This window comes from Nocardioides sp. Z30_9 (assembly GCF_058215735.1).
The window spans coordinates 1,910,761-1,935,966 of the sequence record NZ_JBZAJF010000001.1 but is presented as its reverse complement, the minus strand read 5'-3'; the positions used below and the strand labels follow the sequence as shown (position 1 = coordinate 1,935,966).

General features: G+C 70.5%; 26 protein-coding genes. 17 read left to right on the top strand and 9 right to left on the bottom strand.

Annotated features, from left to right (window positions below; translation table 11 throughout):
- Positions 1 to 2 precede the first annotated feature (2 nt).
- The 12 genes from map to rplQ all read left to right on the top strand — a co-directional run bounded on the left by map (position 3) and on the right by rplQ (position 10,143).
- Complete coding sequence (map, locus tag AC4BGB_RS09400) at positions 3 to 842, top strand: type I methionyl aminopeptidase (protein WP_490546517.1); 840 nt, start codon at positions 3 to 5, stop codon at positions 840 to 842.
- On the top strand, positions 843 to 1,583 hold the full coding sequence (locus AC4BGB_RS09395) for a glutamine amidotransferase (protein WP_490546516.1): 741 nt from the start codon (positions 843 to 845) through the stop codon (positions 1,581 to 1,583).
- Positions 1,584 to 1,634: 51 nt separating this feature from the next.
- Positions 1,635 to 2,600, top strand: a complete 966-nt coding sequence (locus tag AC4BGB_RS09390) for an AAA family ATPase (protein ID WP_490546515.1) — start codon at positions 1,635 to 1,637, stop codon at positions 2,598 to 2,600.
- 3 nt (positions 2,601 to 2,603) lie between these two features.
- Positions 2,604 to 3,776 (top strand): DUF58 domain-containing protein, encoded by a 1,173-nt coding sequence (locus AC4BGB_RS09385; protein WP_490546514.1) that lies wholly within the window; start codon positions 2,604 to 2,606, stop codon positions 3,774 to 3,776.
- Positions 3,773 to 6,043 carry a transglutaminase-like domain-containing protein gene (locus AC4BGB_RS09380; protein ID WP_490546513.1) on the top strand — a complete coding sequence of 757 codons (2,271 nt, stop codon included), beginning with the start codon at positions 3,773 to 3,775 and terminating at the stop codon, positions 6,041 to 6,043. Before AC4BGB_RS09385 ends, AC4BGB_RS09380 begins: the two co-directional genes overlap by 4 nt.
- 239 nt (positions 6,044 to 6,282) lie before the next feature.
- On the top strand, positions 6,283 to 6,504 hold the full coding sequence (gene infA / locus AC4BGB_RS09375; RefSeq protein ID WP_056536352.1) for a translation initiation factor IF-1: 222 nt from the start codon (positions 6,283 to 6,285) through the stop codon (positions 6,502 to 6,504).
- 32 nt (positions 6,505 to 6,536) lie between these two features.
- Positions 6,537 to 6,650 (top strand): 50S ribosomal protein L36, encoded by a 114-nt coding sequence (rpmJ, locus tag AC4BGB_RS09370; protein ID WP_004008316.1) that lies wholly within the window; start codon positions 6,537 to 6,539, stop codon positions 6,648 to 6,650.
- 175 nt (positions 6,651 to 6,825) lie between these two features.
- Entirely contained in the window at positions 6,826 to 7,200 is a 375-nt protein-coding gene (gene rpsM, locus AC4BGB_RS09365; protein WP_490546512.1) for a 30S ribosomal protein S13, read from the top strand.
- A gap of 77 nt (positions 7,201 to 7,277) precedes the next feature.
- The gene (gene rpsK, locus AC4BGB_RS09360; RefSeq protein WP_067441111.1) at positions 7,278 to 7,685 is read left to right on the top strand and encodes a 30S ribosomal protein S11; all 408 of its coding nucleotides are present in this window, start codon (positions 7,278 to 7,280) and stop codon (positions 7,683 to 7,685) included.
- A gap of 28 nt (positions 7,686 to 7,713) precedes the next feature.
- The gene (gene rpsD, locus AC4BGB_RS09355; RefSeq protein ID WP_490546511.1) at positions 7,714 to 8,322 is read left to right on the top strand and encodes a 30S ribosomal protein S4; all 609 of its coding nucleotides are present in this window, start codon (positions 7,714 to 7,716) and stop codon (positions 8,320 to 8,322) included.
- 69 nt (positions 8,323 to 8,391) lie between these two features.
- Entirely contained in the window at positions 8,392 to 9,405 is a 1,014-nt protein-coding gene (locus AC4BGB_RS09350) for a DNA-directed RNA polymerase subunit alpha (RefSeq protein ID WP_490546510.1), read from the top strand.
- 156 nt (positions 9,406 to 9,561) lie between these two features.
- Complete coding sequence (rplQ, locus tag AC4BGB_RS09345; protein ID WP_490546509.1) at positions 9,562 to 10,143, top strand: 50S ribosomal protein L17; 582 nt, start codon at positions 9,562 to 9,564, stop codon at positions 10,141 to 10,143.
- Positions 10,144 to 10,260: 117 nt separating this feature from the next.
- Here rplQ and AC4BGB_RS09340 read toward each other — a convergent pair whose 3' ends face one another.
- Positions 10,261 to 10,668, bottom strand: a complete 408-nt coding sequence (locus AC4BGB_RS09340; RefSeq protein WP_490546508.1) for a GatB/YqeY domain-containing protein — start codon at positions 10,666 to 10,668, stop codon at positions 10,261 to 10,263.
- Positions 10,669 to 10,715: 47 nt separating this feature from the next.
- On the bottom strand, positions 10,716 to 11,312 hold the full coding sequence (locus tag AC4BGB_RS09335; protein ID WP_490546507.1) for a DUF6198 family protein: 597 nt from the start codon (positions 11,310 to 11,312) through the stop codon (positions 10,716 to 10,718).
- 50 nt (positions 11,313 to 11,362) lie between these two features.
- Here AC4BGB_RS09335 and truA point away from each other — a divergent pair, with 50 nt between their 5' ends.
- A complete protein-coding gene (gene truA, locus AC4BGB_RS09330) occupies positions 11,363 to 12,241 on the top strand; it encodes a tRNA pseudouridine(38-40) synthase TruA (RefSeq protein WP_490546506.1) in 879 nt (292 codons plus the stop codon).
- On the opposite strand, the gene AC4BGB_RS09325 is transcribed toward truA, so the two are convergent.
- Positions 12,186 to 12,608: a single-stranded DNA-binding protein gene (locus AC4BGB_RS09325; protein WP_490546505.1), complete on the bottom strand. Its 423-nt coding sequence runs from the start codon at positions 12,606 to 12,608 to the stop codon at positions 12,186 to 12,188. The two genes, truA and AC4BGB_RS09325, sit on opposite strands and share 56 nt — an antisense overlap.
- Positions 12,609 to 12,718: 110 nt before the next feature.
- Between AC4BGB_RS09325 and AC4BGB_RS09320 the strand changes: the two genes are divergently transcribed.
- Complete coding sequence (locus tag AC4BGB_RS09320) at positions 12,719 to 13,318, top strand: class I SAM-dependent methyltransferase (protein WP_490546504.1); 600 nt, start codon at positions 12,719 to 12,721, stop codon at positions 13,316 to 13,318.
- A gap of 28 nt (positions 13,319 to 13,346) precedes the next feature.
- Here AC4BGB_RS09320 and AC4BGB_RS09315 read toward each other — a convergent pair whose 3' ends face one another.
- Genes AC4BGB_RS09315 through AC4BGB_RS09295 form a run of 5 tightly spaced genes read right to left on the bottom strand, consistent with a single transcriptional unit; the run spans position 13,347 to position 18,210 of the window.
- A complete protein-coding gene (locus tag AC4BGB_RS09315; protein ID WP_490546503.1) occupies positions 13,347 to 14,687 on the bottom strand; it encodes an ABC transporter substrate-binding protein in 1,341 nt (446 codons plus the stop codon).
- Entirely contained in the window at positions 14,684 to 15,802 is a 1,119-nt protein-coding gene (locus AC4BGB_RS09310) for a branched-chain amino acid ABC transporter permease (protein WP_490546502.1), read from the bottom strand. Before AC4BGB_RS09310 ends, AC4BGB_RS09315 begins: the two co-directional genes overlap by 4 nt.
- Entirely contained in the window at positions 15,802 to 16,680 is an 879-nt protein-coding gene (locus AC4BGB_RS09305; RefSeq protein WP_490546501.1) for a branched-chain amino acid ABC transporter permease, read from the bottom strand. The genes AC4BGB_RS09310 and AC4BGB_RS09305 overlap by 1 nt, the downstream gene beginning before the upstream one ends.
- An 11-nt stretch (positions 16,681 to 16,691) precedes the next feature.
- A complete protein-coding gene (locus AC4BGB_RS09300; RefSeq protein WP_490546500.1) occupies positions 16,692 to 17,396 on the bottom strand; it encodes an ABC transporter ATP-binding protein in 705 nt (234 codons plus the stop codon).
- Position 17,397: 1 nt separating this feature from the next.
- Positions 17,398 to 18,210 carry an ABC transporter ATP-binding protein gene (locus AC4BGB_RS09295; RefSeq protein WP_490546499.1) on the bottom strand — a complete coding sequence of 271 codons (813 nt, stop codon included), beginning with the start codon at positions 18,208 to 18,210 and terminating at the stop codon, positions 17,398 to 17,400.
- Positions 18,211 to 18,375: 165 nt separating this feature from the next.
- Here AC4BGB_RS09295 and AC4BGB_RS09290 point away from each other — a divergent pair, with 165 nt between their 5' ends.
- The 3 genes from AC4BGB_RS09290 to AC4BGB_RS09280 all read left to right on the top strand — a co-directional run bounded on the left by AC4BGB_RS09290 (position 18,376) and on the right by AC4BGB_RS09280 (position 22,353).
- Positions 18,376 to 19,587: a PucR family transcriptional regulator gene (locus tag AC4BGB_RS09290; RefSeq protein WP_490546498.1), complete on the top strand. Its 1,212-nt coding sequence runs from the start codon at positions 18,376 to 18,378 to the stop codon at positions 19,585 to 19,587.
- Between the two features lie 204 nt (positions 19,588 to 19,791).
- Complete coding sequence (locus AC4BGB_RS09285) at positions 19,792 to 20,676, top strand: EamA family transporter (protein ID WP_490546497.1); 885 nt, start codon at positions 19,792 to 19,794, stop codon at positions 20,674 to 20,676.
- Between the two features lie 90 nt (positions 20,677 to 20,766).
- Positions 20,767 to 22,353, top strand: a complete 1,587-nt coding sequence (locus AC4BGB_RS09280) for a long-chain-fatty-acid--CoA ligase (RefSeq protein ID WP_490546496.1) — start codon at positions 20,767 to 20,769, stop codon at positions 22,351 to 22,353.
- A 40-nt stretch (positions 22,354 to 22,393) separates the two neighbouring features.
- Here AC4BGB_RS09280 and AC4BGB_RS09275 read toward each other — a convergent pair whose 3' ends face one another.
- Entirely contained in the window at positions 22,394 to 25,198 is a 2,805-nt protein-coding gene (locus AC4BGB_RS09275; RefSeq protein ID WP_490546495.1) for a bifunctional glycosyltransferase/CDP-glycerol:glycerophosphate glycerophosphotransferase, read from the bottom strand.
- Positions 25,199 to 25,206: the final 8 nt, after the last annotated feature.

Below are 25,206 nucleotides of genomic sequence, written 5' to 3'. Positions count from 1 at the left end.
TCATGGGTTTCCGTGACCGCGGGGTGGAGATCAAGACACCCGCCCAGATCGAGAAGATGCGGGTCGCCGGTCTCCTGGTCGGCGAGACCCTGGAGCTGCTGCGCGCCTCGGTACGGGCCGGCATCACCACCGGCGAGCTCGACGCCATCGCCGAGGAGAACATCCGGGCCGGGGGCGGCGTACCCTCCTTCCTCGGCTACGGGCACCCGCCCTTCCCCGCCAGCATCTGCGCCTCGGTCAACGACGAGGTGGTGCACGGCATCCCGGGGGCCCGGACGCTGGAGGACGGAGACGTCATCTCCATCGACTGCGGCGCGATCGTCGACGGCTGGCACGGCGATGCCGCGATCACGGTCGCGGTCGGCGAGGTCCGGCCCGACGTGCTGGAGCTGATGCGGGTGACCGAGGGGTCCATGTGGGCCGGGTTCGCCGCGGCCCGCCTCGGCGGCCGGGTCACCGACATCTCGCACGCCGTGGAGAGCTACGTGCGCTCCCAGCCGCACCCCGGTGGCGGCGAGTACGGCATCCTCGAGGACTTCACCGGGCACGGCATCGGCACCGCGATGCACCAGCCGCCGAACGTCCCGAACTACGGCCGTGCCGGTCGCGGTCCCAAGCTGGAGCGCGGCCTGGCGCTGGCCGTGGAGCCGATGATCACCCTGGGCAGCAAGTACACCGACATCGCCGAGGACGAGTGGACGGTCGTCACCGACGACGGCAGCTGGGCGGCGCACTTCGAGCACAGCTTCACCCTGACCCCGGACGGCGCGTGGATCCTCACCGCTGTCGACGGCGGCAAGGCGAAGCTGACCGAGCTCGGGGTCCCGTACGGCGGGGACTGAATGCCCGAAACCAGACCCTTCCTGCTGCTCTCGATCCGCGGTGAGGAAGCCGCCGCCGCGAACGAGTACGACTCCTTCCGGCGCTTCACCGGCCTGGCCGAGGCCCAGCTGCCGCTGGTGAACCTCGCCCACGAGGACCTGCCCCGCATCGACCTCGACGACTGGTCCGGGATCCTGCTCGGCGGGGGACCGTGGAACGCCAGCGACCCCCAGGACTCCAAGTCGCCTGAGCAGGTGCGCGCCGAGCAGGCGATCTCGGCGCTGCTCGACGAGGTGGTCCGCCGTGACTTCCCGTTCCTCGGTGCCTGCTACGGCATCGGCACCCTGGGGCTGCACCAGGGCGGGGTGGTGGACCGCAGCTGGCCCGAGCCGGTCGGCCCCCTGTCGGTGAGCCTGACCCCGGAGGGGGAGGCTGACCCGGTGTGCGCCGGCCTGCCGGTCGAGTTCGCGGCGTACGGCGGTCACAAGGAGTCGATGCTGCGACTGCCACCCGGCGCGGTGCAGCTCGCCACCTCGCAGGCCTGCCCGGTGCAGGCCTTCCGCGTGCGCAACAACGTCTACGCCACCCAGTTCCACCCCGAGCTCGACGACGAGGGGATCTGCACCCGCATCGAGGTGTACAAGGACGCCGGCTACTTCGACCCCGGCGAGGCCGAGAGCCTCAAGGAGGCCTCCCGTGCCGTCGAGGTCGTCCACCCGATGACGATGCTCGCCAACTTCGTGCGGCTGCACCGGCGCTGATCGGGCGTATCGCCCAATGCGGGGCACTCGGGGTCCCTTACGATGACGGCCATGACGATCGGCCTTGAGCGCGTGGAGTGGTTCCAGGAGACCTTCGAGGCGCTCACCGGGAACATCGAGCTCGCCGTGCTCGGCAAGCGGCACGTGATCCGGCTGACGCTGACCTGCCTGGTCTCGGGTGGGCACCTGCTGCTCGAGGACTTCCCCGGCACCGGGAAGACGATGCTCGCGCGGGCACTGGCCGGGACGCTCGAGGGATCGCACGCTCGCGTCCAGTTCACCCCCGACCTGCTGCCCAGCGACGTCACCGGCATCACCGTCTACGAGCAGAACAAGGGGACCTTCACCTTCCACCCCGGCCCGATCTTCCACTCGATCGTGCTGGCCGACGAGATCAACCGTGCCTCGCCGAAGACCCAGTCCGCGCTCCTGGAGGTGATGGAGGAAGGGCACGTCACCGTCGACGGGATCACCCACGACGTGCCGCACCCGTTCATCGTGATCGCCACCCAGAACCCCATCGAGCAGGCCGGCACCTATCGCCTTCCCGAAGCCCAGCTGGACCGGTTCCTGATGAAGACCTCGGTGGGCTACCCGGACGCCGAGGCCACCGAGGAGCTGCTGCTCAACTCGCGGCTGCGCGACCGCGCCACGCTGGTCCAGCCGATCATGGCGATCGCCCTGGTGGAGGAGATGGGCCGGATCGCCGACGAGGTGCACGTGGACCGCTCGATCGTGACCTACATCCGGCAGCTGGCGGAGGCCTCCCGGGAGATGGAGCACGTGCGGCTCGGCCTGTCCGCGCGCGGCTGCCTGGCCCTGATGCGGGTGGTGAAGACCTGGGCGGCCGCCGACGGCCGGGACTACGTCGTGCCCGAGGACGTGGCCGAGCTCGCCCACCCCGTGCTGGGGCACCGGCTGATCCTCGACGGCGAGGCACAGTTCCGCGGCGTGAGCATCGACGACGTCGTCGACGACCTGCTGGCCCGCGTCCCGGTCCCCTCGGTACGCGTGTAGGTCGTGAAGCTCCCGGCGCCTCTGCGGGTGGTCACGCCCTCGGGGCGCTGGCTGCTCCTGGTCGCCCTCCTGTGCTACCTGATGGACGCCGTGGGGAGCTGGTCGGTCTTCCAGCTGATGTGGGTGGCCTGCCTGGTGATGGGCCTGCTGGCAGTGGCATCGGTGTTCCTGCCCACGCGGGCCCGGGTCGACCTCACGGTCTCGCCGCCGCGAGCGGTGGCCGGAGACGTCGCGGAGGTGGTGCTCGGGGCGACGAGCGTCGGCCGGCTCCGGATCCTCGGCCCCGTGGTCGACGTGCCCGTCGGGTCCGAGGAGCACCTGATCAGGCTGCCGGTCCTGCGCCGGGACAAGGTCGTCGAGGAGCGCATCGAGCTGTCCCAGCTGCGCCGGGGGGTGGTGCCGGTGGGCCCGGTCATCGCGCGGCGCAGCGACCCGCTCGGGCTGCTGCAGTGGACCGAGCGGTGGTCCCCGGCGACCGAGCTCCTGGTGCTGCCGCGGATGGTGCCGGTCGACTCCGTCGGCGCCGGGGTGATCCGCGACCAGGAGGGGACGCCGAGCGACGAGGTCTCGATGAGCGACCTCGCCTTCCACGCCCTGCGGGAGTACGCGCCGGGGGACGAGCTGCGGCACGTGCACTGGCGCTCCTCGGCGAAGGCCGGGAAGCTCCAGATCCGCCAGTACCACGACAGCAGGCGCAGCCACCTGACCGTGGTGATCGACGACAACCGCGACTCCTACCTCGACCCGGAGGACTTCGAGACCGTGGTCTCGACCGCGGCCTCGCTCGCCGCCCGCGCGCACCAGGACGGGGTCGACCTCTCCATGCTGTGCGGTGAGCACGCCGTCACCGGACGCGGTCTCGACGGGGTGCTGGACGCGTGCTGCCGCATCGAGCTCGCGAGCTCCTCCGACCCCGTCGTCGCCGCCCGACAGGCGCTGCGGCTGGCACCCGAGACCAGCTGGCTGGCCCTGCTGACCGGGAGCGCCGCGGACGAAGGGCTGACCAGCGCCCTGCGCATCGTGCTTCCACCCGAGGTCCACCTCCTCCTGGTCCGGGCGGACGGTACGGCGAGCACCAGCGTCTCCGCGGCCGGCAACGCGATGCTGGTCGGTCTGCGCACCCTCGACGAGCTGTCGCGTGCCGTGCGCGCCGTGGCCGCGGGGGCGGCCCGATGAGCGGCCCGGAGAGCCACCCGGAGAGCCACCCGGAGAGCGGCCTGACGAGCAGCCCGGCCATGACGCCGTACCGCCTCGCGGTGGGGGTGGCCGACCTGGTCGCGGTGCTCGTGCTGGTGATCCTGGCGCTGCTCGGGCTGCACACGATCTTCGCCGGCTGGGGCTACCTCGTCCTGGGAGCGGCCGCGGCCGCGACGGGGGTGGCCCTCGTGCTGCTCACCCTGCGCCAGTCGGTCGTCGTGCTGCTCGCCGCCGTCCCGCTGGGGGGACTGCTGCTCGCCGGTCCGATGGCGCTGCGCAGCGGGGGGTTCGGCGCCGGGATCCCTGACCTGGGCGTGCTCGTGGAGGTGATGCAGGGCAGCGTCACCGGCTGGGGGGAGCTGCTCACCACCCTGCCCGGCGTCGACCTGGCCGGGGCCCCGGCCCTGGTGCCGTTCCTGCTCGGACTCTTCGGGGGCGCGGCCGCCTCGGCGGTGGCGCTGCGCACCAGGAGTGTCGGAGGTCCCCTCCTGCCCCTGATCGCCGTCCTGGTCGTAGTGCTGCTGCTGCGCCGGACCGACGGCGGCCCCTACGACTGGGCACCGGCCGCGTTCGCCGTGGTGTCCGTGGTGTGGGTGGTGGCCCGCGGGCTCGGCCTGGCGCCCCACTCCCGGCAGGTCGCCGGCGCAGCGCACGGACGGGGGCAGCGCGGGGTAGCCGCGGTGGTGGTCGCGGCGGTCGCCCTGACCATCGCGGCGGTGGTCACCTCGGGCAGCGACAGCCTGGCCGGCGCCAGCCTGCAGGGCCGTATCGGCCAGGTCCCGGACGTCGCCGCCCTCGACTCGCCGCTGCGCCGCTTCCGCTCCTTCACCGAGCAGCCGCCCGACACTCCGCAGAACGTGCGGCAGAAGCTGCTGTTCAGCGTCACGGGTGCGCCCCGGGGCAGCCGGATCAGGATGGTGACGCTGGACCGGTACGACGGCAAGGAGTGGCGCGCGGAGAACGACACCATGCCGGACACGCTCCTGGACCGCTTCCTGCGGATCGACAGCCGGATCGAGAACTCCACCCCCGGTCGTGAGTACCGCATGCGGGTGTCGGTGACCCGGGCCTACCGCAGCGCCTGGATCCCCACCGTCGGCTCGTTGACGTCCTTCCGGTTCCTCAACGCCGACCGGCTGGCCCGGCGCACCGAGGTCCGCTACGACCTGGAGACCTCCTCGGCCGTGATCCCCGCCGGGCTCAAGCCGCGCAACACCTACGAGTTCACTGCCGTGATCCCCGACCAGCGGCTCACCCGGTCCATGCGGGCCTGGCCCGGTGACCTGATCACGGTCGAGGACGCGGAGAAGGCGGACCCCCTCGTGCAGCGGCTGCTGGCGAGCCCGGCCGAGCCGATGCGCAAGATGTTCGTGCTCGCCAAGTACCTGCGCGACGTCGGGCAGTACAGCAACGGCGCCTTCCCCGGCGAGCAGCAGTACACCGCGGGCCACGGCAGCAAGCGGCTCTTCGAGGGGTTCCTGTTCGCCCCGCTCATGGTGGGCAACGAGGAGCAGTACGCCGCGGCGATGGCAGTGCTTGCCAACCGGGTCGGCGTACCGGCTCGGGTGGTGGTGGGCGCGGTCGTCCCGAAGGACGGCCGGGTGCGAGGCTCCGACGTGCGGGCGTGGGTCGAGGTCCGCACCGTGGACGGGATCTGGCGCACGCTGCCGACCGAGCAGTTCATGAGCCGCCGGCCCCCGCTGCGCGACCTCGCGCCCGTGCCACCGCCGCCGCCCCAGATGCCGGCGAGCACGGAGACGCAGAAGCAGGACCTGGTGAAGCGGGACCGGGCCACCAAGCGCAAGGCCGAGCAGCGTGCCGAGGACCAGACCCGCGGCACGGTGGTGCGCACGCTGCCGTGGCTGCTCGCCCTCCTCCTGGCGCTGCTGGTCCCCGCGGCCAAGCTGGTCCGCCGCCGGCTGCGTCGTACTCGCGGACGCCCCTCCGACCAGATGGCCGGCGCCTGGAACGAGCTCGTCGACCACGCGCGCGACCTCGGCATCCCCGTGCCGCGGCACACTTCCCGCCCGGCGCAGGCACGGGTGCTCGCGCGAGCGGGGGCGCTGTCCCGCGAGGGGGACGAGGGCGTGTTCGCCGCGGTGGAGCCCGAGGAGGAGACTGTGGGTGCCTACTGGGAGCAGGTGCTGGGGGAGCGCGCCGCGCTGGGCCGGACCCAGCCGCTGCGACGACGGATCTGGGCGCCGTTCAACCCCGCCTCCCTGGTCGGCCGGCGCCGGACGGATTAACGCTCCACCCCGTTTTCGTCCTAGACTGGGGAGTCGGCCCAACGTGGGCTCGTTTTGTGGCGCCTCGCGGCTGCCCGGACACCAGCGGACTCGCTCGAAGGAATGGGTCTGTGCGTGCCCGGGGTTGAGGTTCCTTGGGCGGCCCACGACGTCCACTGCCCGCCCGGTCCGCCGGTCGTGGCAGGCGGTTCCCGGGCCAACGGTAGACAACCAACACCAGCGACCAGATTGTGGAGGACATGCCGAAGAAGGAAGGCGTGATCGAGATGGAGGGCTCCGTCGTGGAGGCCCTTCCCAACGCGATGTTCCGAGTGGAGCTGAGCAATGGACACAAGGTGCTCGCCCACATCAGCGGCAAGATGCGCCAGCACTACATCCGGATCCTCCCCGAGGACCGCGTGGTGGTGGAGCTGTCCCCCTACGACCTGACCCGGGGTCGGATCGTCTACCGGTACAAGTAACCAAACCAGCCGACCAATGAGAAAGGGCTGACATGAAGGTCAACCCGAGCGTCAAGCCGATCTGTGACAAGTGCAAGGTGATTCGTCGCCACGGCCGCGTCATGGTGATCTGCGAGAACCCGCGTCACAAGCAGCGCCAGGGCTGAGCCCAGCCGCTGTGCTCCACAACTGAAGACATCCACTACGTGTTCGCTCAAGGGACTCGACAGCTCCACCGTCGGGACCCGGACCACCTCCGGAACGGATGGCCGGAGCTCCTGCTGATGCGGGGGACGCGACACGACCAGACCACCGTGACCCACTTGAAGGGAACCGCCATTCATGGCACGCCTCGTTGGTGTTGACCTCCCGCGCGACAAGCGCATCGAGATCGCACTCACCTACATCTACGGCATTGGCCGTACCCGCTCCCAGAAGATCCTCGCCGTCACCGGTGTCGACCCGAACGCTCGGGTGCACACCCTCGGTGACGAGGAGCTGGTCAAGCTCCGCGACGCGATCGAGGCCGACTACAAGATCGAGGGTGACCTCCGTCGCGAGGTCCAGGCCGACATCCGCCGCAAGATCGAGATCGGTAGCTACCAGGGCCGCCGACACCGCCAGGGACTGCCCGTTCGCGGACAGCGCACCAAGACCAACGCGCGCACCCGCAAGGGCCCCAAGCGCACCGTCGCCGGCAAGAAGAAGGCCAAGTGACCCCAGGCCACGTCACCGCACGTAGGCCTGCTCACCGCCCCCACCTCAGCTACCGAACACACACCAGGAGTTTGTGAATGCCCCCCAAGAGCCGCACCGCGGCCGGCGCCAAGAAGGTGCGCCGCAAGGAGAAGAAGAACGTCGCTCAGGGCGAAGCCCACATCAAGAGCACGTTCAACAACACGATCGTCACGATCACCGACCCCACGGGCGCAGTGATCTCGTGGGCCTCTGCCGGCACCGTCGGCTTCAAGGGCTCGCGCAAGTCCACCCCGTTCGCCGCGCAGATGGCCGCCGAGGCCGCCGGTCGCCGGGCGATGGACCACGGCATGAAGAAGATCGACGTCTTCGTGAAGGGCCCGGGCTCGGGCCGCGAGACCGCCATCCGTTCGCTGGGTGCCATCGGCCTCGAGGTCGGCACCATCCAGGACGTCACGCCCACCCCCCACAACGGTTGCCGCCCGCCCAAGCGCCGGCGCGTCTGACCCGAGACTGAAAAGGAGACTTTGACCCATGGCTCGTTACATCGGCCCCATGACCAAGAAGTCGCGCCGTCTCGGTGTCGACCTCGTCGGTGAAGACAAGGCGTTCGAGAAGCGCCCCTACGCGCCCGGCCAGCACGGCCGCACGCGGATCAAGGAGAGCGAGTACCGCAACCAGCTCCAGGAGAAGCAGAAGGCCCGCTTCACCTACGGAGTGATGGAGAAGCAGTTCCACAACTACTACGACGAGGCCAGCCGCCGTCCCGGCAAGACCGGTGACAACCTGCTGCAGCTCCTCGAGTGCCGTCTGGACAACGTGGTCTACCGCGCCGGGTTCGCCCGCACGCGTCGTCACGCCCGTCAGCTCGTCGTGCACGGTCACTTCCGGGTGAACGGCAAGAAGGTCGACATCCCGTCGTACCAGGTCGCGGCGCACGACATCATCGACGTGCGGGAGAAGAGCCTGGAGATGACCCCGTTCATCGTGGCTCGTGAGACCCACGGCGACCGGATCGTCCCCGCTTGGCTCGAGGCGATCCCCTCGCGGATGCGGGTCCTGGTGCACTCGCTGCCGGTGCGCGCGCAGATCGAGCTGCCGGTCCAGGAGCAGCTCATCGTCGAGTACTACTCGAAGAAGTAACAACTCCACCCACCGCTGCATGAAGTTCGAGTCCGTCAAATATCGGGTGGGCTCGGAAAGGAAAAAATAGTGCTCATCGCTCAGCGCCCGACCCTGTCGGAAGATGTCGTCGACGAGTTCCGCTCGCGGTTCGTGATCGAACCGCTGGAACCCGGCTTCGGCTACACGCTCGGCAACTCGCTTCGCCGTACGCTCCTGTCCTCGATCCCGGGGGCCTCGGTCACCAGCATCAAGGTGGACACGGCCCTGCACGAGTTCTCCACGATCGAGGGCGTCAAGGAAGACGTCACCGAGATCATCCTCAACCTCAAGGGCCTCGTCGTCTCCAGCGAGCACGACGAGCCGGTCGCCATGGTGCTCCGCAAGTCGGGCGCCGGCGTGGTGACCGCGGCGGACATCGAGTCCTCCGCGGGCGTCGAGGTGCACAACCCCGACCTCAAGATCGCCACCCTGAACGCCAAGGGCAAGATCGAGATGGAGCTCATCGTCGAGCGGGGCCGCGGCTACGTCAGCTCGGTCCAGAACAAGGGCGCTGACAACGAGATCGGCCGGCTCCCGGTCGACTCGATCTACAGCCCCGTGCTCAAGGTGACCTACAAGGTCGAGGCCACTCGTGTGGAGCAGCGCACGGACTTCGACAAGCTGGTCATCGACGTCGAGACCAAGCCGTCGATCACCCCGCGCGACGCCATCGCATCGGCCGGAAAGACCCTGGTCGAGCTGTTCGGCCTGGCCCGTGAGCTCAACGTCGAGGCCGAGGGTGTCGACATCGGCCCCTCGCCCGTGGACGAGCAGCTGGCCCAGGACCTCGCCCTCCCGGTCGAGGACCTGAACCTGACCGTGCGTTCCTACAACTGCCTCAAGCGCGAGGGCATCCACACCGTGGGTGAGCTCATCTCGCGCTCGGAGCAGGACCTGCTCGACATCCGCAACTTCGGTGCGAAGTCGATCGACGAGGTCAAGGCCAAGCTGGTCGAGATGGGCCTGTCCCTCAAGGACAGCGCGCCCGGCTTCGACCCGGCAACCGCCCTCGCGGCCTACGACGACGACGACGACTCCTTCGTCGAGGACGAGCAGTACTAACGGAATCAGCTTCGCTCATGCCCGACACCGGGGGATGAAGCCCCCCGGACCCCCGTCCATGGTTGCGTTCCGAAACCGTGGTCAAGCCCAGCTCTGAACCAGACGATCTATCTACTCCGGTACCTGACACGGCCGGGGAGAATGTGAGAGAAGCAAATGCCTACTCCCAAGAAGGGTGCCCGTCTCGGCGGTAGCCCGGCGCACCAGCGGCTGATCCTCTCGAACCTCGCCACGGCACTGTTCGAGCACGGCCGGATCACCACCACCGAGGCCAAGGCGCGCACGCTGCGTCCGGTCGCGGAGAAGCTGATCACCAAGGCCAAGAAGGGCGACCTGCACAACCGGCGCGAGGTCCTCAAGACCATCCGCGACAAGTCGGTCGTGCACACGCTGTTCACCGAGATCGGTCCCAAGTTCGCGGAGCGTCCCGGCGGCTACACCCGGATCACCAAGCTCGGCCCGCGCAAGGGCGACAACGCCCCGATGGCGGTCATCGAGCTGGTGAACGAGGAGTTCAAGCCCTCGGCTCCGAAGACGCAGAAGACCGCAGCCGCCGCCCCGGTGGCCGAGGTCGAGAAGGCCGACGACGTCGCTCCTGCCGAGGTCGAGGCGACCGACGCGAGCGGCGAGGAGCAGGTGCTGGACACCTCGTCGACCGACGTCGAGTCGGCCGAGGCCCAGTCTGAGGCTGAGGCACCGGAGGCAGACGCCGAGTCCGAGGACGACGCGAAGGCCTGAGTCCCGGCTCAGCACAAGCACAGAACGCCCCAGGGCCCGTCACCACTTCGTGGTGGCGGGCCCTGGTGCATGTCCTGGCGCATGTCCTGGTGCATGTCCGCGCATGTCCGGCCGGACTCAGTCGAGGAAGGCCCTGATCGCGGCTGCCTCGGCGCGCAACCGGTCGCCGCGCTCGGGATGGCCCCGGTCGTCGTACACGCCGGCGGCCTCCTCGCGCTCGGTCGCCTCGGCGAGCACGATCGCGGTCACCTCCGATTCCGCCAGGGCTCGGCGCAGGGCCTCGGTGCTGCCGACGCCCAGCGTGGAACCGGCGACGTCGGCGGATCCCGCGGGTTGCTCACCGGCTCCGTCGGCGTCCGCGCCCAGCCCCTGGGCCTCGGCGTTGGAGAGGGCGCCGAGCACGGACCGGATGGCGGTGACCGCTGACCGGTCACGGGCCTTCATCGCCACCGGGAGACCTGCGATCAGGCGCGCGCGGAGTCCCTGTGGCTGCGTGGGCGGTGTGGGCTGGGCCGGGGAGTCCATCGGCCGATGCTAGCCAGCAGCGGGGCTCGCGGTCAGCCGGTTTTCGCTCAAGCCCGGTCCTGGCGTACGTCGAGGCGCAGCAGCCGTCCGGCGAGTGCGACCGCAGGCCCGAGCAGCACGATCACCGCGACCGTCCCGGGGCCGATGGTGGCGCCGAGCACCCACCCGACGAGGGCACCGAGCCCCTGGACGACGCTGTAGCTCCACTTGAACGGCAGCGGCGGGTCCCAGGCGAGCGCGGCCGCCTCGGCCGGTCCGGCACCCAGGTGCGTGCCGAGGTAGGCCGCGATCCCGATCGCGAGCACGGGGAGCGCAGCCAGCAGCATCAGCGCCTGTCCCAGCAGCGAGCCGGGGGTCTCGAGCGCCGGCAGCAGCCAGGAAACGGTGAAGCCCACCACCACGATCTGGACGATCGTGCCGATGCCCGGGCGCAGCCGACGCACCGCTGCCAGTGCCAGGAACGCCGCGCTGATCGAGATGTTGGAGACCAGGAACGGGATGTCCGCGCCGATGGAGACCCCGTTGACGAGGGTGGAGTAGCCATCCGAACCGAGGTCGGCCGTGAGCAGCAGTGCGACCCCGAGCCCCAGGGTGAGACAGCCGAGCACGAGCTGCAGCAGGCGCTGCGGGGAGGGGATTGGCACCGGGGCAGCATCCCAGACGGGCTGGCTGCGGCTGACGGTAGGTTGGGTCGGTGCGACTGCGAATCGACCTCGCCTACGACGGATCCGCCTTCCACGGCTGGGCTCGCCAGGTGTCCCTGCGCACGGTGCAGGCGGAGGTCGAGAAGGCCCTCGACACCGTGCTGCGGACCAGCGGGAGCTCGCTGACCGTCGCCGGGCGCACCGACACCGGTGTCCATGCCCGGGGGCAGGTCTGCCACCTCGACGTGGACCCGGACGCCGTGGTCACGGCGGCCGGGCGCAGCGACGAGCCGGTGCTGGACGCCGTACGGCGACGCCTCAACGGCCTCCTGGACGCCGACGTCCGGATCCGCCGCGTGCGCGAGGCGCCGGAGGGGTTCGATGCCAGGTTCTCGGCGATCTGGCGCCGATACGTCTACCGGATCGCCGACCGTCCCGAGCTCGTCGATCCCCTGGTGAGCGGGTTCGTGCTCACCCACCAGCGAGTCCTGGACCTCGAGGCGATGAACGTCGCCTCGGCGGGCCTGCTCGGTGAGCACGACTTCGCTGCCTTCTGCCGCAAGCGGGAGGGAGCCACCACCATCCGGTCGCTGCTCGACCTGCACTGGGAGCGGGACCCCGCGGGCCGGGCGATCGCCACCGTGCGCGCGGACGCGTTCTGCCACAGCATGGTGCGTGCCCTGGTCGGCTGCCTCATCGTCGTGGGGGAGGGGCGACAAGAGCCGTCGTGGGCCGCCGAGGTCCTGGCCGGACGCCAGCGCCACCCGGCCGTCACCGTCGCGCGTGCGCACGGACTCACCCTCGAGGAGGTCGGGTACCCCGCTGACACCGACCTGGCCGCGCGAGCCCGCGAGTCCCGGGCCGTGCGCACCCTCAGCGCGGATCCTGGCCCTGGGCAGAGCGCGCGCCCGACCCCGGACGCCGGCTGAGCCGGACCAGCCGGGTCACCTCCACCTCGTAGCGGCTGGCCCGGGCGCCCGCCGCTGCGTAGAACCTGCGCCGCAGCGACCCCTCGATGCGGACGGCGTCGCCGGCGACCAGGGCTGCCGCCGCGCGCTGGGTGCGCCTGGTCCAGCAGGCGAGGTCGATCACGTCGACCGCCCGCTTGGTGGTGCCCTTGCGCGGGGGCCGGTCGACGACGAGGCGCAGGGTCGCGAGGGTGTCGCCGCTGGGCAGCTCACGGCGCTCGGGTGGTGCGCTGACCCGACCGACGAGCGTGACCTCGTTGCGGGACTCGGGACCGGGATCGGTCGCTGGGACGGGGGTGTGGGCGGGGGCCGGGGCCGAACGTGTCATGGGCCCAGCACACTGCGGCGGCGGCCTCCCCGGACATGGGAAGCCCTGGGGCTGGGGATAGGTTGGCGGTTCTGGCCCCCTGTGGGCGCCAACGGGTCGAGAGGACAGCAGTGGACGAGCACTACTTCACCGCTGACCCGGCCTCCACCTTCAAGCGGGTCCCGGTCCGCGCCAACGTCTGGGGGCACTGGCTCGAGCTCACCTCGGGGTCCGGGGTGTTCGCCCAGGGACGCCTCGACACCGGCACCGGCGTCCTGCTGCGTGAGGCGGCACCCCCGGTGGGGGCGCGCGAGGTGCTCGATCTCGGTTGTGGGTACGGCGTGATCGGGCTGGCGATCGCCGTCGCGGTCCCCGAGGTCCGCGTGACCGCGATCGACGTGAACGAGCGCGCGCTGCTCCTCGCCCGGGAGAACGCCGAGCGGCTCGGGGTCAGTGACCGGTTCCGGGCGATGCTCCCCGACGAGGTCGATCCCGAGGCGTCGTACGACGAGATCTGGTCGAACCCCCCGATCAGGGTGGGCAAGGAGGCCCTGCACGAGCTGCTGCTGCGCTGGCTGCCGCGGCTGCGTCCCGAGGGCCGCGCCGTGCTCGTGGTGGGCAAGAACCTGGGGTCGGACTCCCTCACGTCATGGCTGGGGGAGCAGGGCTACCCGACCGAGAAGTCGGCGAGCGCCAAGGGGTTCCGGGTGCTGGAGACCCGCCGGGGCTGAGCGCGCCTCCAGCCACTTCCGGCGGGACTCACTCGCTCCCGGGGATGCCGGACGCCGGGGGTGCGTCCTTCCCGGCCGCGGAGGTGTCCTCCTCGATCGGGTTGTCCCCGATCTCGGTGACCTGGACCTCGGTCGCGGGCTGGACCAGCGCCCCCTCGAGCTTCGCCACCCGCATCCCCGTGGTGCCCATGTGGCTCTCCTTGCTGTACGCGAAGGGGGCCAGCATCGGACCCTCGAAGTCGGATCCCTGCTCCTCCACGGCATCCACGATGCCCTGGCGAGTGAGGTCCTTGCCGGCGGCCTGCAGCGCCTGGACGAACGTGTAGGCCTGGGCCATCCCGTAGACCCGGTAGTTCGTCAGCGGCTGGCTGTCGCCCTCCTGCTCCCACACCTTGCTCCACAGCTTGATCCACGCGCTGTCGGTGTCGTCGACGGTGTCGATGTACTTGGTGGTCAGGACGCCGTCCAGCGAGCTCGCGCTGCCCTTGACCGCTCCCTCGGAGAACCGGGAGAGCAGTGCCCCCACGAGGTTCGCGTCCGAGCCCACGTTCGTGTAGAACCACTGCGGCTTGTATCCCAGCTTGAGTGCCGTCAGCTGCGTGAGCGCGGTGTACGACGGGGTGTTGAAGCCCACCACGAGGTCGGCCTTGGCCGACTGCAGGGCAGAGACCTGCGGGGCCACGTCGGTGTTGCCGCTGGTGTACTTCTGGGTCTCGACGATCTGGTCGTCGATGTACTGCCGCAGCCCCTTCTCACCGTCGGCCCCGAGGTCGTCGTCCTGGAGGAAGAGGCCGACCTTGGCGTCGGGGAGGTTGTCGGCGATGTACTTCCCGATGACCTTCCCCTCGCTCTCGTAGTCGGTCTGCCACCCGAACGTCCACGGGTGCTTCTTCGGGTCCTGGCCCCAGGCCAGGGACCCCGACGAGACGAACAGGTCGGGGACCCCCTCGTCGTTGAGGAAGTCCACGACCGCCCCGTGGGTCGGAGTGCCCAGGCCGCCGACCATGGCGAAGATCTTGTCCTTGAGGACGAGCTCGTTGGTGACCGTGCTCGTCTTGGTCGGGTCGTAGCCGTCGTCGCGCACGAGGTACTCGATCTTGCGCCCGTTCACCCCACCTGCCGCGTTGACGTAGTCGAAGTAGGCCTGCGCTCCGGTGGGGATCTCGCTGTACCCGGGGGCGGCCACGCCCGTCAGGGGGAAGTGCCCGCCGATCTTGACCGAGCTTTCGGTGACGCCGGGGCTCGAGGAGCCACCCTCGGGGCGGTCACCGCCGCAGGCGGAGATCAGCAGCGTGGCGGCAGCGAGTCCTGCGAGGACGGCGCTTCGCCTACCCCTGGCGCGGGGCCTCCTGGCCTGGTCGTGGGTCATCGGGCTTCTCCCTTCGAGGTGACCGCGGCACCGGACGGTGGCGCGGTGGTGGGTGCGGTACGACGGGCGCCGCGCCGGGTGGCCCTGGTCCGGGCGGCGAGCATGCGGAGCGAGCCGACGATGCCCGCGGGGGCGACCAGCACGACCGCGACCATCACCAGGCCGTAGACGAGCGGCGCGAGCTCGGCGGCCTTGATGTCGCTGAGGCCGGCGCTGCGTCCGGCGTCGGCCGCCACGTCGGGCAGGAAGGTCAGCAGCGCCGCGCCGAGCAGGGCGCCGGTGAGGCTGCCGAGGCCGCCGAGGACGGCTGCGGCGAGCAGGGTCAGGCTGAGGGTGAGCGTGAACCCGCTGGGGGCCGCGAGGCGGACCGCGAACGCCATCACGGCGCCGGCAGCACCTGTGGCTGCGGCACTGACCATGAAAGCCGAGACCCGGGCGCGGCCCAGGTTGATCCCGGCCAGCTCTGCGGCCACCTGGTCGTCGCGCACCGCGCGCCAACGGCGCCCCACCCTGCTGCGGGAGAGGTTGGCCAGCAGTACGAAGGTCACGATCAGCACCAGCCAGGCCAGGTAGGCGACGTACCGGCTGCGGGTGAGCTCGTTGCCGGTGACGAAGTACGCCGCGTCGAGGACCCACACCGGGATCTCCGGCAGCCGGACCCGGAGGCCGGCCTCACCGCCGAGCCGCTCGCTGAACCTGAGTGCGAGCCCGGGGACGGCCACGGCCAGGGCCAGGGTCGCGCCGGCCAGGTAGGGACCGTGCAGCCGTGCGGCCGCCACCCCCACGAGCGCTCCGACGACGACGGTCGTGAAGGTCGCCACCACGACGATGCCCAGCAGGGGGAGCGCGGGCTCGGTGTCCTGCAGCAGGAGTGCGGCCGTGTAGGCGCCGATCGCCATCAGGGCGCCGTGACCCAGGGAGATCTGGCCGTTCAGCCCGGTCAGCACGGTCAGCCCGCCGACGGCGATCCCCAGGTAGGCCATCGAGGCGAGCTGGACGCTGCGGAAGTCGCTGGCGTTCTCGAGGACGAGCACGACCACGAGCAGCCCGACAACGGCCACCAGCAGGTGGCGGCTGGCCGAGTGGTCCCAGACGCGACGGGCGAGACGGCTCATCACACCCGCCGTTCCTCGGGCTGGGAGAACAGGCCCCCGGGCCGCAGCAGCAGCACCACCATCAGGATCCCGAGAGAGGCCAGCGCGACCAGCTCCGAACCCAGGTAGCCGCTGACGAAGCTCAGCGAGAGCCCCAGCAGCAGTCCGCCGAGCACGGCGCCGAGGGGTGAGTCGAGCCCACCGAGCACCGCGGCCACGAAGCCGTAGACCACGATCGAGTCCATGTATCCCGGGTGCACCAGGCTGCCGCCGGCAATCAGCAGTCCGGCGAGTGACCCCACGAGCGCCGCCAGTGCCCAGCCCAGGGTCAGCATCCGTCCCACCTGCACGCCGAGCAGGCGGGCCACCTCGGGGTTGTAGGCCGAGGCCCGCATCCGCAGGCCGATGTCGGTGAACCGGAAGAGCAGCACCAGCAGGCCCATCACGAGCAGCACCGAGAGGATCGTGAAGATGCCGGACCCGGTCAGCGCGATCGTGGTGTCACCAACCTCCAGGCCGCGGATCCCGAACGGCGCCGGGAAGGAGCGGTAACGGTTGCCGAACAGGAGCGAGGCGAGGGCGTGCAGCACGATGAACAACCCCAAGGTCAAGATCACGGCGTTGATCTCGGAACCGCCCTCGACCGGTCGGATCACGACTCGTTCCACGAAGGCGCCGATCAGGAGCCCCGAGACCAGCGCGGCGGCGAAGCCGAGCCAGTAGGAGTAGCCGGCGTCGATCACCGTGAGTGCCACGAAGGTGCTCATCATCGCCATCGGCGCCTGGGCGAAGTTGACGATCCGGGTGGACCGCCAGATCAGCACCAGCGCGAGTGCGAAGGCGGCGTACACCATGCCGAGCGTGAGCCCGCCGAGCGCGGTGTTGATGAACTGCTGCATGGTCTCCGCCTTCAGAACCCGAGGTAGGCGTGCCGGAGCTGGTCGTCGCCGGCCAGCACGTGGGCGTGGTCGTCGGCCACGACCCGACCGAGGTTGAGCACGACGCCGTGGTCGGCCAGGGACAGGGCGCTGCGTGCGTTCTGCTCGACCAGGAGCACGGTCAGCCCCTCGGACTGCACCAGCCCGCGGAGGAGCTCGAAGATCTGGGTGACGATCCGCTGGGCAAGGCCGAGTGAGGGCTCGTCGAGCAGCAGCAGCGTCGGCCGCGCCATCAGGGCCCGTCCCACCACGAGCATCTGGCGCTCGCCTCCCGAGAGAGTGTGCGCCTTCGCCGACCGGCGTTCGCCGAGCACCGGAAAGAGGTCGTAGACCCGGTCGAACTCCGACTTCGCCACCGACCGGCCGCGGCCGAGACCGCCGAGGTGGAGGTTCTCGGAGACGGTGAGCTCGGTGATCACCCCGCGCCCCTCTGGGACGTGCGCCAGCCCCATGGCGGGCAGCTGCTCGGCCGGGGTCCGGGTGATGTCCCGGTCACCGAACCGGACGCTGCCGGCCTGGGGTCGCACCAGCCCCGAGACGGTGCGCAGCAGGGTCGTCTTGCCCGCGCCGTTCGCGCCCAGCACGGCGGTCACCTTGCCCCGCTCGGCGGTGAGGCTGACGTCGTCGAGCGCACGCACCGGTCCGTAGCTCGTCTTCAGCCCCTGGATCGTGAGCACCTCAGGTCCCTTCCACCGCAGTGCCGAGGTACGCCGAGAGCACGGCCGGGTCGTCCCGCACGGACGCGGGAGTCCCCTGGGCGATGACCCGGCCGAAGTCGAGGACGGTGAGCTCGTGGCACACCGACATCACCAGGTCCATGTGGTGCTCCACGAGCAGCACCGACATCTCCCCGGTCAGCTCACCGACGAGGGCGCCGAGCTCGTCGATCTCCTCCGCGGAGAGCCCGCTCGCCGGCTCGTCGAGCAGCAGCAGCTCGGGCTGGGCCGCCAGGGCTCGGGCAAGAGCCACACGCTTGCGGACCGGGTAGGGCAGGCTCGCGGGTTGCCGGTCGGCGTACTCCACGATGCCGAGGCGGTCGAGGACCTCCAGGCCGTTCGCGTGCAGGCGACGTTCCTCCCGGGCCGAGCGGGGCAGTCCGAACAGGGAGCTGAGGAAGCCGGCTCTCGCGTGCGCGTCGGCACCGAGGACCACGTTCTCCAGCACGCTCATCCGGTCGAAGAGGCCGACGCCCTGCAGGGTGCGGGCGATACCGAGCCCGGCGAGGTCGTGCGGTCGGAGCCGGCTGAGCTCCTGCCCGTGCCAGGCGATGACACCGCTGTCCGGTGTCGTGAACCCGCAGGCGACGTTGAACAGCGTGGTCTTGCCGGCCCCGTTGGGCCCGATCACGCCGTGGACCTGGTGCCGGGAGACGCTCAGGCTGACCTCACTGAGGGCGGTGAGGCCACCGTAGGTGACCGTGACGTCGCGCAGGTCGAACCCGGGGGCCTGGCTCGCGGGGCCGGGAGCGGCCTGGGCGTGCGTCGGGTCCATTCCGGTCGCCTTCCCGTGGGACGGGTGCCTTGCATGTGATGTGGACCACTTTGGTCCCAGAGCACAGAATGCGCATTGGGCCGAACGCCCAAAAATGCTTGGTGACCGAGCTCGAATCGGCGGCAGGTGCTGGTCAGTTCGGGCCACGAGTGCAACGGTGCTGTCATGCGCCCGGCCCAAGTGCCTCCGACGCGGGCCCGAGTGGCGTCCGCCTGGGGCCTGCTGTTCGCGCGGGCGGATGCGATCGCCGACGCCATCTCGGCAGTGCTGTTCGAGCGCGACCGGGACACCTACGACCGGGTGGGTCCCGACCTGCGCGCCGACGTGCGTGAGAGCACCCGGGTGCACATCCGTCGCGGACTCGAGGTGCTCTCGGAGACCGGGGTGCAGGAGGGTTCCACCGTCGAACTGTGGCGCGAGACGGGTCGTCGCCGGGCTCGTCAAGGCGTGCCTCTGGAGCTGGTGCTCAGTGCCTACACCCTGGGCTCGCGCATCCTGTGGCAGAGCCTCGTCGAGGAGTCCCGGAGGAGCGAGATCGACGACGCCGTCCTGCTGGAGGCGGGACTGGCGGTGTGGGGAGCACTCGACGTGCAGAACGCCGTGATGATCGACGGGTACCGGCGAGAGAGCGCCCGGCTGCAGCGTCGCGACCTGCAGCGCCAGCAGAGCATCCTGGACGCCCTGGTCGAGGGGCGCGGTGCCGATCTGGAGTTCGATGCCGGCGCTCGCGAGGCTCTCGGCATCGGCGGCGACGCCGCCATCGCCTGTGTCGTGGCGTTGTTCGACGGGGCGCTTGACGAACCACTCACCCCGGCCGAGGACCGGCTGGAGCGGCTCGGTATCGCGTCGTTCTGGCACGTCCGGGCCGGCGTCTACTTCGGGCTGCTGGCAGGCCCGTTGCCCGATGAGCCTGGCCTGGTGGAGCTGTTCACCCCGCACTCGATGGGCCGAGTGGGCGTCGCCGCGTCACCGGAGGGCCTCGCCGGCTTCGCGACCGCCTTCCAGCTGGCGACACGGGCCGCAGAGACCGTGGCGCACGGAAAGCGCGAGGTGGTCTCCGTGCTGGACCGGCTGCCGGAGGTCCTGCTCGCCGGCAGTCCCCAGATCGCGCCACTTCTCCTGGCAAGGACCCTGGGCCCATTGCTGGCGCAGCCGGACGGACACACACGGACGTTGCTGGACACCCTGTCGGCGCTGCTGCGGCACGACGGCTCGGCCAAGCACGCGGCCGAGGAGCTCTACTGCCACCGGAACACGGTGATCTACCGGATGAAGCAGATCGAGCAGCTCACCGGGCGCAGCCTCGCCGATCCGCGCGACAAGCTGATGCTCCAGCTCGGGCTGATGTCGGTGGAGCGCGAGACCTACTGCGAGTGAGGTCCTAGGCGGTCGAGCAGCGAGCGATCAGTCGAGACCCCTCGCAGCGGTCAACCAGCCGACTTCGACCGCTAACTGGTCCACGGCGCCGACGGGTCGGTCTACGAGTCCGATGGGCCGGTCTGGGACGAGGGTCGCGTCCGGCGCGGCCGCTGACGCCGCCCTCTCGACGAGGACCGGGGGAGCGGTCCTACGCTGGCCTGCGTGCTTCGTCGTGCCCCGTCGGCCGCCTCCGTGCCGGCCCCCCTCCTGGTGCTGGGCGGAGTGGTCTCGGTGCAGTTCGGCGGAGCGCTCGCGGCCACGCTGGTGCCGGAGATCGGGGCCGGCGGGTCGGTGCTGCTGCGCATCACGATCTCGGCGCTGATCCTGCTCGCCCTGGCCCGGCCGCGGCTGCGAGCGCACTCGCGCGGTGCCTGGCTCACCGTGGTGGCGTTCGGGACCACGTTGGGACTGATGAACTGGAGCTTCTACAGCTCCCTGGCCCACCTGCCGCTCGGCGTCGCGGTCACCGTGGAGTTCCTGGGCCCGCTCGTGCTCACCACGGTGCTCTCCCGGCGACCACTCGACTTCCTGGCGGTCGCCGCCGCCGCGTGCGGGGTCGTGCTCATCTCCGGTGCCCTCACGGTCCCCTTCGACGAGCTCAGCCTGATCGGCCTCCTGCTCGCGGCGACCGCTGGGGCGCTGTGGGCGGCGTACATCTTGCTGAGCCGGCGTACCGGCGCCGCGTTCGAGGGACTCGAGGGACTGGCGCTCGCGCTTGCGGTCTCGACGGTCGTGGTGCTCCCGGCCGGGCTCGGGAGCACCGACCTCTGGACACCCGAGCACCTCCTCAAGGGGCTCGGGCTCGCCGTGCTGTCCTCGCTGCTGCCGTACTCGCTGGAGCTGCTCGCCCTGCGCCGGCTCAGCGCTGCCGTCTTCGGCATCCTGCTGTCCCTGGAGCCCGCGGTGGCCGCACTGGCCGGACTGCTCCTGCTGGGTCAGCGCCTCGAACCACTGCAGCTGCTGGGCCTCGCACTCGTCGTGCTCGCCAGCGCGATCGTGATGGGCCTGCGGCGTCCGGAGGAGCCGGGACACATCGAGATGACCTGACACGTGCCGGTGGCCGGGGGTCGTTTGCCCGGTGACGTGACGTGTGTCACGCTGCTGCGCACCCCGACCCCCGGACCGAGGAGCACGCCCATGACCGTCGCCGCCACCGAGCTCGCCACGCCCCGGTTCCTCGACGACCGACTGGCGCACTGGGCGGCGGCCAACCCCGACGGTGAGGCGTTCACCTACCTGGGCCGCACGTGGACTTGGGCGCAGTGGGAGGAGCGGGTACGCCGCCTCGCGGGTGCCCTCAAGGCCATGGGCGTCGGTCGCGGCGACGTGGTCTCGTTCCTGGACAAGAACCACCCGGCCTGCGTCGAGCTGACCATGGCCGCGGCCAGCCTCGGGGCGGCCAACGCGATCATCAACTTCCGCCTCGCCGGCGCGGAGGTCGACTACGCGGTCAACGACGCGGGCGCCAAGGTGCTGGTGGTCGGCTCCGAGCTGATGCCGCTGGTGGAGAAGATCCGCGACAGCCTGACCACGGTCGAGCACGTCATCGAGCTCACCCCCGACGGCGCGGACGGCGACGAGTACGAGGCCCTGCTCGCGGGCGCCGAGCCGGTCGGGCGCGACCCGGAGGTCGAGCCCGGGGACGTCTGCCTGGTGATGTACTCCTCGGGCACCACCGGCCGTCCCAAGGGCGTTGCTCTCACCCAGGACAACATGATCGCCCACACCGTGAACGCCCATGACGGTTGGGCGTTCGACGAGGGCGACAAGAACATGGTCTCGATGCCGCTGTTCCACGTGGGCGGTTCGTCGTACGTGCTGTTCGGCATCCACGACGGGGTCCCGAGCGTGGTCACGCGCGACCCGGACGGCGCGTCGCTGGCCGGGGCGATCATGCAGGGCGCCAACCGGACCTTCCTGGTGCCGGCGGTGCTGGCGCAGGTGCTCCAGTCCGGCGACGACGCGATCAAGCTCTTCGGCAACCTGAAGACCTACTGCTACGGCGCGGCGCCGATGCCGCTGCCGCTCCTGCGCGCGGCGATCGCGGCCTGGCCCGACACCGACTTCATCCAGGTCTACGGCCTCACCGAGGTCTGCGGCGTGATCACCCACCTGATGCCGGAGGCGCACCGCGACGAGGAGCACCCGGAGCGGCTGGTCAGCGCCGGCCAGTGCATCCCGGGCACCGAGGTCAAGGTGGTGGACCCCGAGACCGAGCGGGAGGTCGCCACCGGTGAGCACGGTGAGCTCTGGTTCCGTACGCCGCAGCTGATGAAGGGCTACCTGAACCGGCCCGAGGACACTGCCCAGGTGATCACCGAGGACGGCTGGTTCCGCACCGGGGACATGGGCAAGGTCGATGCCGACGGGTTCGTCTACGTCGAGGACCGGCTCAAGGACATGATCATCTCCGGCGGCGAGAACATCTACTCCCCGGAGATCGAGCGGGTGCTCGCCGAGCACCCGGCCGTGATGGAGGTCGCGATCATCGGCGTGCCCGACGAGCGTTGGGGGGAGACGGTCAAGGCCGTGGTCGCCCTCAAGCCCGGCACCTCGGCCACGGAGGACGAACTGATCGCGTGGTGCCGCGAGCAGTTGGCGAGCTTCAAGTGCCCCAAGTCGGTCGACATCCTCCAAGCCCTGCCCCGGAACCCGACCGGAAAGATCCTCAAGCGCGACCTGCGCAAGCCCTACTGGGAGGGGCGCGACCGCTCCACGGTCTGAGCGAGCGGCTCGCGGGCCGGTTGGCCCGGCCGGGTTGGTGTCAGGCGGATTCGTCCTGGGGCTCCGGAGCCTGGCGCGTGCCGCGGCCCACACGTCGCACTTCCTCTTCGGAGCGCGTCATGAGCCCGGCCTCGACCTCCGTGAGGTCATGCACGGCTATTCCCCGGAGGACGGCACGCCGCGAGCTGCCGACTTCGGCCAGCTCACGAGGCTGCGCCAGGGCCGCGGCGGGGTACGACGCCTCGACCTTCGGCGCGCGGCGGGTGGACTGCCGGATCTCGAGGAAGACCCGCTCGGTGCAGCGCCCGTCCCGCACCGGGAACGTCTCCGCGATCCTCGCGAGGTACTCCGGGCGCGGCTCGGGGCCGTGCTCGACGGTCTCGATGATCGCCGAGACGGCGTCGCCGACGGTGAGGGCCACCGGCCCGAACCCGTCGCGGTCGTAGTCGAAGTAGCCCGGTCTGCCGGGGTGCTCGCCGCTCCAAGCCCGGTCCCGGTCGAACTGGAAGTAGACCACCGGGCGGTCGATGTAGGCGGCGTCGAAGGACACCGAGGAGTAGTCGGTGACCAGGACGCGGGCGCGCGCGAAGAGCGTGCGGATGTCCTGGCCGTCGTAGGTGAACACCTGGACGTGCTCGGGCAGGTCCAGCTCGCCGCTCAGCGGCTGCAGGTTCGGGTGCATCAGCAGCCCCACCCGCACCCCCTGGTCCTCGGCGAGCCGCTTCAGCCGCGGGTCGGTGACCAGGCCGAGCCAGTTCTGGGCGAACTCGGTACGCACGAAGTCGGCCAGGTCGATCGGCTGCTGTCCGGTTCCGCTCTCGGTGCTCGAGGTCATCAGCCAGCGGCGCCAGGTGGGGGCGAGCAGGAGCAGGTCGCGGTCGTCGGGCCCGACACGCTCACCAGCCGCCCGCAGCACGTCGAGCCGTGGCATGCCGGTCAGCTTGGTCTCCCGCTCGGTGTAGCGGTACGGCGAGCCGTGGCCGACGATCGACTCGTACTCGGCACGGGTGCTGGTGAAGAACCGGTCCAGGTCCTTGGGGTTGAGCCACCTGGAGAGGTCGTCCTTGATCACGCCGTGCTGCAGGAAGGAGAACCGCCACCGGGGTGGCCGCAGCCGGGTGATCGCGGGCGGCCGGTCGATCGGCGGGTCGGCGTGGGAGGAGACGAGGTGGCGGCAGTTCAGCATCAGCAGCTTCCACCGCAGTGAACCGTGCGGGATGATCCGCAGGTAGCCGTCCTTGCGCAGCCTCCGGTAGTCCGCGGTGCCCTTGCGGATCACGAACCAGGCGTTGGTCTTCCGCCGGTGCCGGCGCATGTAGCGGAAGAGGAACTCGGCATTGTCGTTTGCGTTGTCGATCCGGTCGATCAGCACCCAGGCGTTGCCGAAGTAGCGTCGCACCAGCGCGGTGGCGGAGAGCCAGACCACGAATCGCTCGAAGGCGCTCAGCGGCTCCCGCCGGGCGCTCGCCCGTGCGCGGTCTCGCTGCCTGGCCACCAGTCGCGGCACCAGCCGCGACCGGATCACCGCCAGCGGCAGCGAGTGCCGGGGCACCTCCCGCCCACCGAGCCGCGCCTCGACCTCGGTGTGGTCGAGTCGGGCCCGGATCGCCCCCGAGGGCAGCCAGACGATCCGCTCGAACATCAGGGTGCGGTCGAAGGCGACCACGCTCCGGGTCTTCGCGAAGACCGGTTCCACGGGCACACCGTCGCTGAAGTACTCCTCGTGCGGGGCCTCGTGGGTGTAGGTGTAGCTGACTCGCACGAGCCGGTGCCAGGTGTCCAGCTTGCTGATGAAGACGAAGTCGGAGTGCCAGGGCTCGGGCCGGTAGGCGTGCAGCAGGATCGTGCGCCAGGCCAGGTCGAACCGGCGCAGCCTGAAGGTCTGCACCACCAGGGGGTCGAGGAACGACGCGATCTGGCCCAGCAGCCGGTGGAACTCACCGGCAATGTCGCAGTGAGGGGCGGTGGCCATCGGGCGCCCGTTCGTGTCGTGCTGGAAGTACCAGGAGAGCCCGTAGAGGATGTTCGTCTGGAGCCAGTGCGGCACGTGCCCGAACCGCGCCCGCGCCTGCTGGAGGACGTCGAGGTAACCGAACTCGAGCTGGGCCGTGTAGTGGTCCGGGTCGGACCAGCTGGTGTCCAGCGCCGAGCTCTTGTCGAGCCGCTTGCGGTAGTCGTAGTGCGCATTCGGGAGATACGCGACCAGACGGTGCTCCAGGCTCAGGAGGTAGCGGACGCAGAAGTGCCCGTCCTCGAAGGCGGGCCGGACCCGCTCGTCGAAGCGCAGGCCCGTGCGGGCCACGATCTCGGTGCGGAAGAACGCGGTGGGCGCGCTCTCGTGGAAGAAGTCGGGCTCCTCGTCCAGGTTCCTGACCCGGTTGCCTCCGCGGAAATGCACCTGCGTCAGCGGGTGCAGCGTCCGGGCGCCCGTGGCCTCGGAGAACATCGTCCGGACCGTGACGGCCATGGCCACCTCGGGCCGGCCGTGCACGAAGGCAGCCACCTGCGTCAGGTAGTCGGGCGCCAGCTGGTCGTCGGGGTCGGGGAAGCTGACCCAGGCGCCCCGGGCAAGGGGCAGGCCGGCGTTGCGGGCCGAGGAGGCCCCGCCGTTCTCCTTGGTGATGACGGTGACGAGCTCGGGCCGGCGAGCCGCCCACTCGGCGAGGATCCGCGGGGTGGTGTCGGTCGACCCGTCGTCGACCATCACGACCTGGACGCGGCTCAGTGGGTAGTCCTGCGCCTCGACGGAGGCGATGAACTCCTCGAGGTACTTCTCGACGTTGTAGACCGCTGAGATCAACGTGAAGGTCGGTGACAGTTCTCTGTCCAGGACGTTCTCGCGCACGGCGTACT